The organism is uncultured Ralstonia sp. (genome assembly GCA_913056305.1).
Taxonomy (GTDB): Bacteria; Pseudomonadota; Gammaproteobacteria; order Burkholderiales; family Burkholderiaceae; genus Ralstonia.
Genome location: CAJXMR010000141.1, coordinates 1 through 12386 on the forward strand (window position 1 = coordinate 1; position 12386 = coordinate 12386).

Below are 12386 nucleotides of genomic sequence, written 5' to 3' on the forward strand. Positions count from 1 at the left end.
CCGCAGGCGTGGCGCCGGTGTCTGCCCAGACGCCGGCCGCCAACAACGGCTACGACGTATCGACCGGCGCCGTGAGCGCGCCGCCGGCCGATCTCGGCCTGAACCGCGCCGTCGCCGATGGCGACAAGCGTCGGGCCGCCCAGGCCGGCAACGGGTTCTCCGCGCAGACCGAGCCGCCCCGCGTGCTGCAGCCCCAGCCTGACTACGCAAAATATCCCGTCTACACCGGCGTGATTGGCGACCTGCCGATCCGCATGCGTCTTGGCCGCAAGCCCGGCGAGATCGACAGCGTCCACGGCGAATACGTCGCCGGCAAGGGCCCCGGCGTGCGCGTGGTCACGGGCGAATACGAGAATGGCGGCTTCCTGATGGAGGAGTCCGACGACGGCACGCACGTCACCGGCACCTGGGAGGGCGCCATCGATGCGCGCGGCGCCGTGCATGGCACCTGGACCGACGTCGCCCACGACGGCCATACGCAGCCGTTCGTGCTGCGCCCGGTGGCAGTGGTCGTGATCCCGCCGTACGATGCTGCCGCCAACAGCAATGCCGTCGTGCCGGCCACGCCGCTTGTGCCCGCAGCACCGGGCCAGATCGCACCCGCACCGGTGCTGCCGCCCGTCAATCCCGCGCGATCGGGCGCGCGCTGGTAAGCTGCCGAAAGTCACTCATACGCTACTCGCCAGGAACCTCCTGTGACCGACGACACCAAGCTCCCGCCCATGTTTCCCGCCACGCAAGCCGTGCATCCGGACCTGAACGTCCCGCACGGCTTTGCCGCGTTCTCGCACGCCACGCATCGCGCTTCGACCGTGGTTTTCAAGAACCTCGCCGACATGCGCGCCTTCGGCAGTGGCAGCGTGGTGCACTGGCGCTACGGCCTGCATGCCACGCCGACCTCCGACACGCTGTGCCAGGCGCTGGCGCAGATCGAGGGCGGCTCGCACGCGCTGCTGCTGCCCTCGGGGCTGGCCGCAATTTCGCTGGTGTACTTCACGCTCATCAAGTCCGGCGACGACGTGCTGGTGCCCGACAACGCCTACGGCCCGAACCGCGACCACGGCGAATGGATGGCCCGCCAGTTCGGCATCACCGTGCGCTACTACGATCCGATGATCGGCGCGGGCATCGCCGACCTGATGCGCCACAACACCAAGCTGGTGTGGCTGGAAGCGCCCGGCTCGGTGACGATGGAGGTGCCTGACTGCACGGCCATCGCCCAGGTGGCGCGCGCGCACGGCGCCATCACCGCCATCGACAACACCTGGAGCGGCGGCGTCTACTACCAGCCGTTCGAACACGGGATCGACATCTCCGTGCAGGCGCTGACCAAGTATCAGTCCGGCGGTAGCGACGTGCTGATGGGCGCCGCCATCACCAACGACGAAGCGCTGCATCACAAGCTGCTGGCCACGCGCATGCGCATGGGCTGGGGCGTGTCCGCCGACGACTGCTATTTCGTGTTGCGAGGCCTGCCGAGCCTGCCGACGCGCCTGGCCGCGCACGACGCGCACGCGCGCGAAGTGGCCGAATGGCTGGCCGATCGGCCGGAAGTCGTGCGCGTACTGCACCCGGCGCTGCCCGACTGCCCCGGCCACGAGAATTGGAAGCGCGATTTCACCGGCGCCAGCGGCCTGTTCTCGATCGTGCTGCATCAGCGCTACTCGCATGCGCAGATCGACGCCTTCATCGAGGCTCTGCGCTACTTCGCGATCGGGTTTTCGTGGGGTGGGGCGAACAGCCTGGCGCTGCCATACAACATCGCGTCGATGCGTACGGCCACTGCCTGGCCGCCGGCTGGCTGGGAGAGTGCGGGCGGCTTCGTGCGCCTGTATATCGGCTTGGAAGACCCGCGTGACCTGATCGCCGACCTGAAGCAGGCGATGGAGGGGCACCTGCGGGCTTGACCTTGCCTGTCTTCCCGGGCACGGACTGACAAGGCGGGGCGCACATATTGCGCCCCGTTTTGCATATGGCTGGTCGTCGTTACAACGTTTCTAGCAGGCGCGAAATGGCTTCGGGCGAAGGCAACTGACCCTGCAACTCCTTCGGCAGGCTCTTCGTGATGGCGTAGGTCGCCACGCCGATCGGCTTTCTTGCATCGCGCAAGGCGTACTCGACGATGGTGCGCTTTTCTTCCTTGCACAGGATGATGCCGATCGAGGGGTTTTCGTCCTCCTGGCGGACCTGTGCGTCCAGCGCGGCAAGGTAGAACTGCATCTTGCCGATGAACTCCGGCTCGAATTTGCCGATCTTCAGTTCGATGGCCACCAGCGAGCGCAAGCGCCGGTGGAACAGCAGCAGATCGATGAAATACTCGTCGCCATCCACCTCCAGCCGGTACTGGCTGCCCAGAAAGGCAAACATGCCGCCCATCGCGCGCAGGAAATCTTCAATGCGGGTGATCAGCGCGCGCTCCAGTTCCCGTTCGCTGTGCTGGTCGCCCAGTTCGAGAAAGTCGAAGGCGTATTCATCTTTGACCGCCAGCTTGGCCTGTGCGCGCAGGGCCGGGGTCAGCGCCTTGTCGAAATTGGTCTGGCCCAGGAGCGACTTTTCGTAGCTCTGGTTGTCGATCTGGTGCGCAAGTACGTTTTTCGACCAGCCGAACTTGCGGGTCATGCGCAGGTAGAACTCGCGCTCCTGGGTGTCCTTGCAGCGTTCGAGAATGATGAGGTTGTGGCTCCAGCCGACTTCTCGCACCAGCGGTGCGAGTTTTGTGGTGCCGCTGTAGGTTTCGAAGAAACTCTTCATCCGCCACAGGTTGGACGCCGAAAACCCTCCGGTGCCGGGAAAGCTCGCCTGCAGATCCGTGGCAAGCTTCTGTACCACGGCCTTGCCCCATCCCTCAGCTTGCTGCCGTGCCACGATCGACTGCCCGATGTCCCAGTACAGGCCGATCAGTTCTTTGTTGACCGCACGCATTGCTGCGTACTGCGCAGCCACAATGCGCGCCTTCACCTCGGTCAACAAGGCTGCGTAGTCGTGTACTTGGACCGTTTCTCGCACCGCTGGTGCGAGTTTCTTGCGAGCAGGTTGACGTGCCGCCATCGCCTTGCCGTCCTTCTCGTCGGGGCCGCCTACTGCTGCGGGAAAAGGTTCAACAACCCATCCAGGCCAACAACATTGAACGCCACGTCGGCCTGCGCCTGCACGATGGGCTTGGCGCGGAACGCCACCGACAGGCCCGCCACGCCCATCATCTTCAGGTCATTCGAGCCGTCGCCCATGGCGATGGCCTCTTGCGGCGTCACGCCCAGGTCCTGGCAGAACGCCTTGAGCGTCTGCGCCTTCACATCCGCATTGACGATCTCGCCGAGCACGCGGCCGGTCAGCTTGCCGTCGACGATCTCCAGCGTATTCGCGCGCGTGCGGTCCAGCCCCAGGCGCTCCTGCAGGCGCGAGGTGAAGAACTCGAAGCCGCCCGACACCAGCAGCGTGCGGATGCCCATGGCCTGCACGGCTTTCAGCATCTTCTCGGCGCCCAGCGACAGCTGCAGGCGCTCGGCATAGACGCGCTCCAGCACGCTCGCATCCAGCCCCTTGAGCAGCTCGACACGGCGCGTCAGGCTCTCGTTGAAATCCTTGATCTCCCCGCGCATCGACGCCTCGGTGATGGCCGCCACCTGCGGCTTGAGCCCGCAGAAGTCGGCAATCTCGTCGATGCACTCGATGGTGATGAGCGTGGAGTCCATGTCCATCGCCAGCACGCGGAAGTCGCCGAAGGTCCACTCGTCGGGGATCCACGCGTAGTCCAGCTTCAGGTTGGCGCAGATGGCGTCGAGCTGGATGCGCAGCTCGCTGGGCAGCTCGTGCACCCACTCGATGGCGGCGACGTTGGGCGCACGCATCTCGAAGGCGGCGCTGCCGAACAGGCTGCGGACGGACTCGATCTCGCCGGAGGACAGCGGCGACAGGCTTTGCAGGACGACAGGCATGGGAGGACGGGTGGGGGGGTCGGGAACGGGCGATTCGGCGCCGGGGAAGCGCGCTATTGTAGCGAACGCTCCCCTCGGAATGCGCCCCACCGAAAGGTGAGGCGAGTGCGCTGGACGGCTCAGGCGGAGGCGGTCTCCACCATCAGGCTGCGCACGACCTTGGCGAGGAAGCGGTCGCAGGCGTCGAGCTGGGCCAGCTCCACGTATTCGTTGGCCTTGTGCGCTTGCTCGATGTTGCCCGGGCCGCACAGCACGGCCGGAATGCCGGCGCGCTGGAACAGGCCGGCCTCGGTGCCGTAAGCGACCTTGCGCTGGTCGTTGTCCTCGGTCAGCACACGCACGAGCTGCGTGATGGCGGCCTGCTCGGAGGCATCCAGTGACGGCGCGGCGGCGATCTCGGCCAGCTCGATGCGGGCATCCGGGTGCTCGCGCTGCATCGCGGGCTCGATCGTTTCGCGCACATAGCGCTCCACGCGCGCGCGGATGGCCGGCGCATCCATGCCCGGCAGGTTGCGGAACTCGAACACGACCTCGCACAGCGCGGGGATCGTATTGAGAGCGATGCCGCCATTGATGAGGCCAGTGGACGCCGTCGTGAACGGCACATCGAACGCCTCGTCGAACGGCCCCTTGGCGCGGAATTCATCGGCCAGGTCACGCACGAAGCAGATGATGCGCGCGGCGTATTCGATGGCGTTCACGCCCTGCGGCGTCAGCGACGAATGCGCGGCGCGGCCGTGCACGCGGCAGCGGTAGGCGTTGATGCCCTTGTGGGCGACGATCGGGCGCATGGACGTCGGCTCGCCGACGATGCAGCCGGCAGGCTTGATGCCGCGTGCGATCAGGTCTTCGATCATGCGCGGCGCGCCCACACAGCCGACTTCCTCGTCGTAGGACAGCGCAAAGTGCACCGGCTCGCGCAGCTTGGCCTGCAGCATCGACGGCACCAGCGCCAGCGATGACGCGATGAAGCCCTTCATGTCGCACGTGCCGCGCCCGTACAGCTTGCCGTCGCGCACTTCCGGCGTGAACGGATCGCTGTCCCATTTCTGGCCGTCGACCGGTACCACATCGGTATGGCCCGACAGCACGATGCCGCCTTGCACGCTGCCGTCCGCCGCCGGAATGGTGGCGAACAGATTGGCCTTGTTGCGCTCGTCGTTGTAGGAGAGCTGCGAGTCGATGCCGACGCCGCGCAGGTACTCGCGCACGGTTTCGATCAGGGCGAGGTTGGAGCCGCGGCTGGTGGTGTCGAAGCTGACCAGCTTGCGGGTCCAGTCGAGCGTGGAAAGGCCGGTGAGGGCGTTGCTCATGATGGTTTCCTGAAGGTGAACGTTCGATCCTATCCGATCACGACAATTGCCGCATGGCGTGGCGGATCGTCTGTGCCAGCGCGGCGGTCTCGGCGGGGATGTTCTCGATGCGCAGGCGGTCCTGGCCGGCCAGCTTGATCTGCCGGTTCTTCTGCACGAGGTCGATGATCTTGATGGCGTCGATGGGCGGGTTCGGCACGAACTGCAGCGTGACGGCATTGGCGCCGGTGTCGATCTTGCGGATGCCCAGCGGCACCGCGGCGATGCGCAGCCGATGTGTTTCGATCAGCGACTGCGCCTGCTGCGGCAGCTTGCCGAAGCGGTCGATCAGCTCTTCCTGGATGTTGTCGATGGTCTCGCTGCTTTCGCAGTTGGCCAGGCGCTTGTACAGCGACAGGCGCTCCTGCACGTCGCCGCAATAGTCCTGCGGCAGCAGGGCGGGCGTGCCGAGGTTGATCTCGGTGGTGGCCGCCAGCGGCGCCATCAGGTCGGGCTCCTTGCCGGCCTTGAGCGACTTCACCGCCTGGTTGAGCATGTCGGTGTAGAGCTGGAAACCGATCTCGGAGATCTCGCCCGATTGCTTGTCGCCCAGCACCTCGCCGGCGCCGCGGATCTCCAGGTCGTGCATCGCCAGGTAGAAGCCGGCGCCGAGTTCTTCCATCTGCTGGATGGCCTCGAGACGACGCTGGGCCTGCTTGGTCAGGCCATCCACGTCATGCACCAGCAGATACGCATACGCCTGGTGGTGCGAGCGCCCGACGCGGCCGCGCAACTGGTGCAGCTGCGCCAAGCCGAACTTGTCGGAACGGTGGATCAGGATCGTGTTGGCGGTCGGCACGTCGATGCCGGTCTCGATGATGGTCGTGCACAGCAGGATGTTGGCGCGCTGGGCCACGAAGTCGCGCATCACACGTTCCAGCTCCCGCTCGTGCATCTGGCCGTGCGCCACCACCACGCGCGCCTCGGGGATCAGCTCTTCCAGCTTGGCGCGCTTGTTCTCGATGGTCTCGACCTCGTTGTGCAGGAAGTAGACCTGACCGCCGCGTTTCAACTCCCGCAGGATGGCCTCGCGCAGCACGCCGTCTTCTTCGCGGCGCAGGAAAGTCTTGATGGCCAGCCGCTTCTGCGGCGCCGTGGCAATCACGGAGAAATCGCGTAGGCCTTCCAGCGCCATGCCCAGCGTGCGCGGGATCGGTGTGGCGGTGAGCGTGAGCACGTCCACCTCGGCGCGCAACGTCTTCAGCGTTTCCTTCTGGCGCACGCCAAAGCGGTGCTCCTCGTCGATGATGACGAGCCCCAGCCGGTCGAACTTGACGTCCGGCGAGAGCAGCTTGTGCGTGCCGATCACGATGTCGATGGTGCCGGCGTTGATGGCCTCGATGGCGCCGTCGATCTCCTTCTTGTTCTTGAAGCGCGAGATCTCGGCAATGCGCACGGGCCAATCGGCAAAGCGATCGACCAGCGTCTGGTAGTGCTGTTCGGCCAGCAGCGTGGTCGGTGCGAGGATGGCAACCTGCTTGCCGCCCATCACCGCCACGAAAGCGGCGCGCAGGGCAACCTCCGTTTTGCCGAAGCCGACGTCGCCGCAGACCAGGCGGTCCATCGGCTTGCCCGAGGTCATGTCGGCGATGACGGCGGCAATGGCCGCGGCCTGGTCGGGCGTTTCCTCGAAGCCGAAGCTCTCGGCAAAGGTGGCGTAGTCGTCGGGCGTGAGCGGGAAGGCGAAGCCCTGGCGCAGCGCGCGGCGTGCGTACAGGTTCAGCAGCTCAGCGGCGGTGTCGCGGATCTGTTGGGCCGCGCGGCGCTTGGCCTTCTCCCACTGGCCGGTGCCGAGCGAGTGCAGCGGCGCGGTTTCCGGATCGGCGCCGGAGTAGCGCGAGATCACGTGCAACTGGTGCACCGGCACGTAGAGCTTGCTGCCCTTGTCGTAGTCGAGGTGGAGGAACTCCTCCTCGCCGTTGCCCATGTCGATGGAGACCAGGCCCTGGTAGCGGCCGATGCCGTGCTCACTGTGCACCACCGGATCGCCGATCTTCAGCTCGGCCAGGTCGCGCACCATGGAGTCGACGGCGGTGGCCTGCTCCTGCTTGCGGCGGCCGGCGCGGCGCGTGGTCTGAGCGTACAGCTCGGCCTCGGTGATGAAGGCGATGCGCTCGTCGCCGAGAATGAAGCCTTGGTATAGCGGTGCTACGCCGAGGACGAACTTGGCGTCGCCGGTCAGCAGGTCGGCATAGTCCGCCACGCCTTCGGGGTGCAGGCCGCTGGCGGCGAGCATCTGCGAGAGCGTCTCGCGGCGGCCGGCGGATTCGGCGCAGATCATCACGCGGCAGTTGCCGCGCATCAGGAACGCTTCGAGATTGACGAGCGGGTCTTCGGCGCGGCGATTGACCGCAACGTTTGGCAGCGGCAGCGAGAGCGGGGCGTCGCCGGGCTCGGCACGCAACACCAGGCGCGCATGCGGCTTGGCGGCCACGAAAAAGGCCTCTTCGTCCAGGTACAGCGCCGAGGGCTGCAGCAACGGCCGCTCGCGGTCGTGCCGCATGAAGTTGTAGCGCTGCGTGGTGTCCGCCCAGAAGCGGCGTACCGCGTCTTCGATGTCGCCGACAAAGGCCAAGTGCGTGGCGCCCGGCAGGTAGTCAAACAGCGTGGCGGTCTCTTCGAAGAACAGCGGCAGGTAGTACTCGATGCCGGCTGAGGGCACGCCGTTGCCGATGTCCTTGTAGATCGGCGAGCGCGTCGGGTCGCCCTCGAACACCTCACGCCAGCGGCCGCGGAAGGCGGTGCGCGAGGCTTCGTCCATCGGGAATTCGCGGCCCGGCAGCAGGCGCACTTCGTTCACGGGATACAGGCTGCGCTGCGTGTCGGGGTCGAACGAGCGGATGGTCTCGATCTCGTCGCCGAACAGGTCCAGCCGGTACGGCAGCGGCGAGCCCATCGGGAACAGGTCGATCAGGCCGCCGCGCACGGAGTATTCGCCAGGGCGCATCACGGCGCTGACATACTCGTAGCCGGCCAGCGTGAATTGCGCCTTGAGCGCCGCTTCGTCCAGCTTCTCGCCCTTCTTGAAGAAGAACGTGTAGGCCGCCAGGAACGAGGGCGGGCCGACGCGCTGCAAGGCGGTGGACGCCGGCACCAGCAGGATGTCGCACGCGCCGTTCTGCAGGTCGTGCAGTGTCGCCAGCCGTTCGGAGATCAAGTCCTGGTGCGGCGAGAAGTTGTCGTACGGCAGCGTTTCCCAGTCCGGCAGCAGCTTCACGCGCGCCTGCGGGGCGAACCAGCGCAGCTCGTCGGCCAGGCGCTGGGCGTCGACGGCATTGGCGCACACCACCGCCAGCATCGGCACGGCGGCGCGATGCTGTTCCAGGTAGCGCGAGAGCAGCAGGGCATCCGCCGCGCCCTGCAGGCCGCTGAAGACGAAGCGCTGGCCTGGTTTGACGGCGGGCAGGGCAGTCAGGGTAAAAGGCGGCGAGAAATCGGACATGGGGATCGGCAATTCAGTCTGCTGGACAAAGCACGACACCCCGCCAGCTTCTGCGGGCGGGGTGTTCCACGGGGTGTTCCCGTATCGGCCGCTATTATAAAATCCGCGCCAGTCGCGTGCTGGCCGGCGGCCAATTCTTTCTGAGAGCCGCGCCCACGCTCACTTTGACGCTTCCCATGCCCGTTTCTTCCCCCGCTGGCCGACGCCGCTTCGCGCTGATCCCCTCTGCCGGCACCGGCACCCGCGCAGGGGGCGACTTGCCCAAGCAATACCAGTTGATCGCCGGCCGGCCGATGCTGTGGCACACCGTGCAGGCGTTCCTGGCGAGCCCGGAGATCGAGCGCGTGGTGGTGGTCACTTCACCCGGCGCGGAGCCGTTGACGGCGCGTTTTCCCCGGATTGGCTTCGACGCCACCAAGCTGGTGGAAGTCGATTGCGGCGGCGATTCGCGCCACGCGTCGGTCACCAACGGCCTGGCTGCGCTGCGTGGTCTGGGTGCGCATGAGGACGACTGGGTGCTGGTGCACGACGCCGCGCGTCCGGGCCTGACGCCCGCGTTGATCGCCCGGCTGGTGGCGGCAGTGGAAGCCGAGGGCGTGCAGTCGATCGGGGGCATCCTGGCGCTGCCGGCGGCCGATACGCTCAAGCGCGCCGACGCCGATCAGCACATCGACGCCACCGTGCCGCGCGACGGCCTGTGGCAGGCGCAGACGCCGCAGATGTTCCCGCTCGGTTTGCTGCAGCGTGTCTTGTCGGAGGCCCTGCGCGAGCACCGCATCGTCACCGACGAGGCCAGCGCCATCGAGGCGGCCGGCCACAAGCCGCTGCTGGTCCCTGGCGCGCTGCGCAATTTCAAGGTGACGTATCCCGACGACTTCGCGCTTGCCGAGGCCATCCTCGCGCAGGCCAACCACGACCAAGAGGCATCGCAAGCATGAACTGGATGGACATCCCGAATTTCCGTATCGGCCAGGGCTACGACGTACACGCGCTGGTGGAAGGCCGCAAGCTGATCCTGGGCGGCGTGGACATTCCGCACACGCGCGGCCTGCTCGGCCATTCCGACGCCGATGCGCTGCTACACGCCATCACCGATGCGCTGTTTGGCGCGGCTGGCCTGGGCGACATCGGCCGGCATTTTCCCGACACTGATCCCGCCTTTGCCGGCGCCGACAGCCGCGTGCTGCTGCGCGAGGCCGTGCGCCGCGTACGTGAGGCGGGCTTTGCGGTGGGCAATGTCGACGCCACCGTCATCGCACAAAAGCCGAAGCTCGCGCCGCACGTGCCGGGCATGGTGGCCAATCTGGCGGTGGACCTGGGGATAGCGCCCGGGCGCTGCAACGTCAAGGCCAAGACCAACGAGAAGTTGGGCTTCGAAGGCAAGGAAGAGGGCATCGTCGCGCAGGCGGTGGTGCTGATCTACCGCGCGGAAGCCGCCGATCAGGACTGAGCTGCCGCTCACCAAACGCGCGGCGGGGTGCTGTCGGTGCAAGCTCGCAGGTTTGCGATTCCGTGCCTGCGGCGGTCAGCCGCGCGCGTAGCAGGCGCTGACGACCAGGCCGGTCTCGGGCGGGGTGCGGTTCTCCAGCGCCAGCCGGCCGCCGCTGCGCTGCAGGATGCGATTGACGATCGACATGCCGAGGCCGGCGCCCTTGGCTTCGCTGCGGGCGGATTCGAGCCGGTAGAACGGCCGCGTCAGCAGGGCGAGCTGATCGGCCGGTACGCCGACGCCGCGGTCCGCCACGCTCAGGACGACTTCGTTACCCTGTAGCGTGGTGCTGACGGTGATGTCCGCGCGGCCGGTGCCGTTGGTCTTGCCATAGCGGCGCGCGTTTTCGATCAGGTTGTCGAGAATGCGCTGCGTTTCCATGCGGTTGCAGCGGGCAACCGCCTCCGGCACGAGCTTGAGCGTCAGGTCGATGTCGCCGTGGGCGGAGTAGACGGGCGCCGTGTCGCGCACGAGTTCGGTCAGGTCGACCTCTTCCAGCATTTCGCCGGTGGGGCGTGCGTAGTCGAGGAACTGACCGATGATGGCGTCCATCTGCTCGATGTCGGCCACCATCAGCTCGCGGGTCTGCTCGTCGACCGGGCTCATCTCGGTTTCCAGGCGCAGGCGCGTGAGTGGCGTACGCAGATCATGCGAAATGCCGGCCAGCATGACGGCGCGGTCGGCCTCCAGCTGCTTGAGGTCGTGCACCATCTGATTGAAGCTGTGATTCGCCTGCGCCACTTCGGTGCCGCCGGCTTCGGGCAGCGCCTTGGGATCGTCACCCGCGCTGATGGCGCGCGCCGTGTCGGCCAGGCGCTTGAGCGGCTGGTTCACGCGCGAGGTGATGAACGCCGCGCCCAGCACCGACAGCACCAGCGCCGCGATCGACCACCACAGCCACTGTAGCCCCGGCACATGCTCGAAGCGGTCCGGGCTGATGGCCACCCAGTAGTCGTCGCCCTCGATCTGGAAGCTGACCCACACACCGGGGATGTCGTTGACCGCCGTGGCGATCACCGTCTCCGTGCCCAGGCGGTTGCGGATCTCCTGCTGGACCAGTTGGGTGAGGTAGGGGTTGGTATGCGGCTCGCGGAATTCGTCTTCCTTCTCGCGCGGATAGACCTTGATGCCCTCGTTCTGCACCAGGTCCAGCAGCAGGAAGCGTCGCCGGTTCGGATCGGAATACAGCAGCGCCGCCCGCGTGAGCTTGACCACGCTGACGATCTGCATGGCGATCTGCTGCGCGCGCGGCTCGCGCTCGAAAATGCGGAAGCTCTGGAACCACGCCCCCAGCGAGATCGCGATCAGCAAAGCGATCAGCATGAAGGTCCGCCAGAACAGCGAACCGAACACACTGATCAGCAGGCGCCGCAGCGCGGCCGAACGCGGAATGTGCAAGTCGAATGCGAAAGAGGAGGGTGACTTGGCGCCTTATTTGGCGCCATCCGGGATGAACACGTAGCCCAGGCCCCAGACCGTCTGGATGAAGCGCGGGTTGCTGGCGTCGGGTTCGATCAGCTTGCGCAGGCGCGAGATCTGCACGTCCAGGCTGCGGTCGAAGACTTCGTATTCGCGGCCGCGTGCCATTTCCATCAGCTTCTCGCGCGACAGCGGTTGGCGCGGATGGCGCGCGAACACCTTGAGCACGGAGAATTCGCCCGTGGTGAGCGTGATTTCTTCGTCGTTCTTCTTGAGCGTGCGCGTGGCCAGGTTCAGCACGAAATCGCCAAAGGCGAAGGTTTCGGGCGTTTCCGACGGCGCGCCGGGAATCTCGGCCGGGCCACGACGGCGCAGCACGGCGTGGATGCGGGCGATCAGCTCGCGCGGGTTGAATGGTTTTGGCAGATAATCGTCGGCGCCCATTTCCAGGCCGACGATGCGGTCGACGTCCTCACCCTTGGCGGTGAGCATGATGATCGGTGTCTGGTCGTTGGCGCCGCGCAGGCGGCGGCAGATCGACAGGCCATCTTCGCCCGGCATCATCAGGTCGAGCACCAGCAGGTCGAAGCGCTCGCGCAGCCAGAGCTTGTTCATGGCCGTGGCGTTTTCCGCCACCAGCACGGTGAACCCCTGTTCCCCGAGATAACGGCGCAGCAGATCGCGCAGGCGGGGATCGTCGTCGACGACGAGAATCTTTTGACCGGAATTTTCCATGGCGCTAATGGTAA

The 12386-nt window shown here is 66.4% G+C and carries 10 protein-coding genes; 4 read left to right on the forward strand and 6 right to left on the reverse strand.

What is annotated here, in order from left to right:
* Both QZ609_RS18590 and QZ609_RS18595 read left to right on the forward strand, forming a co-directional pair.
* On the forward strand, positions 1-653 hold a 653-nt coding region (locus QZ609_RS18590), incomplete at its 5' end, for a hypothetical protein (RefSeq protein WP_295497878.1).
* Positions 654-695: 42 nt separating this feature from the next.
* Positions 696-1907, forward strand: a complete 1212-nt coding sequence (locus QZ609_RS18595) for a cystathionine beta-lyase (protein WP_295497880.1) — start codon at positions 696-698, stop codon at positions 1905-1907.
* A 79-nt stretch (positions 1908-1986) separates the two neighbouring features.
* Here QZ609_RS18595 and QZ609_RS18600 read toward each other — a convergent pair whose 3' ends face one another.
* From QZ609_RS18600 to mfd, 4 genes are all read right to left on the reverse strand, one after another.
* On the reverse strand, positions 1987-3048 hold the full coding sequence (locus QZ609_RS18600; protein WP_295497882.1) for a PDDEXK nuclease domain-containing protein: 1062 nt from the start codon (positions 3046-3048) through the stop codon (positions 1987-1989).
* 29 nt (positions 3049-3077) lie between these two features.
* Positions 3078-3935 carry a phosphoserine phosphatase SerB gene (serB, locus tag QZ609_RS18605; RefSeq protein ID WP_295497884.1) on the reverse strand — a complete coding sequence of 286 codons (858 nt, stop codon included), beginning with the start codon at positions 3933-3935 and terminating at the stop codon, positions 3078-3080.
* 119 nt (positions 3936-4054) lie between these two features.
* Positions 4055-5248, reverse strand: coding sequence for an acetylornithine deacetylase (argE, locus tag QZ609_RS18610; protein ID WP_295497886.1), 1194 nt, complete (start codon positions 5246-5248; stop codon positions 4055-4057).
* A 37-nt stretch (positions 5249-5285) separates the two neighbouring features.
* Positions 5286-8729 carry a transcription-repair coupling factor gene (gene mfd, locus QZ609_RS18615; RefSeq protein ID WP_295497889.1) on the reverse strand — a complete coding sequence of 1148 codons (3444 nt, stop codon included), beginning with the start codon at positions 8727-8729 and terminating at the stop codon, positions 5286-5288.
* Positions 8730-8905: 176 nt separating this feature from the next.
* On the opposite strand from mfd, the gene ispD reads away from it, so the two are divergent.
* Positions 8906-9667, forward strand: a complete 762-nt coding sequence (ispD, locus tag QZ609_RS18620) for a 2-C-methyl-D-erythritol 4-phosphate cytidylyltransferase (protein WP_295497891.1) — start codon at positions 8906-8908, stop codon at positions 9665-9667.
* Positions 9664-10179, forward strand: a complete 516-nt coding sequence (gene ispF / locus QZ609_RS18625; RefSeq protein ID WP_295497893.1) for a 2-C-methyl-D-erythritol 2,4-cyclodiphosphate synthase — start codon at positions 9664-9666, stop codon at positions 10177-10179. The genes ispD and ispF overlap by 4 nt, the downstream gene beginning before the upstream one ends.
* 75 nt (positions 10180-10254) lie before the next feature.
* Here the strand turns inward: ispF and QZ609_RS18630 are convergent, their stop codons facing one another.
* On the reverse strand, positions 10255-11616 hold the full coding sequence (locus QZ609_RS18630; RefSeq protein ID WP_295497895.1) for an ATP-binding protein: 1362 nt from the start codon (positions 11614-11616) through the stop codon (positions 10255-10257).
* Between the two features lie 33 nt (positions 11617-11649).
* Complete coding sequence (gene ompR, locus QZ609_RS18635) at positions 11650-12372, reverse strand: two-component system response regulator OmpR (protein WP_004627064.1); 723 nt, start codon at positions 12370-12372, stop codon at positions 11650-11652.
* Positions 12373-12386 lie beyond the last annotated feature (14 nt).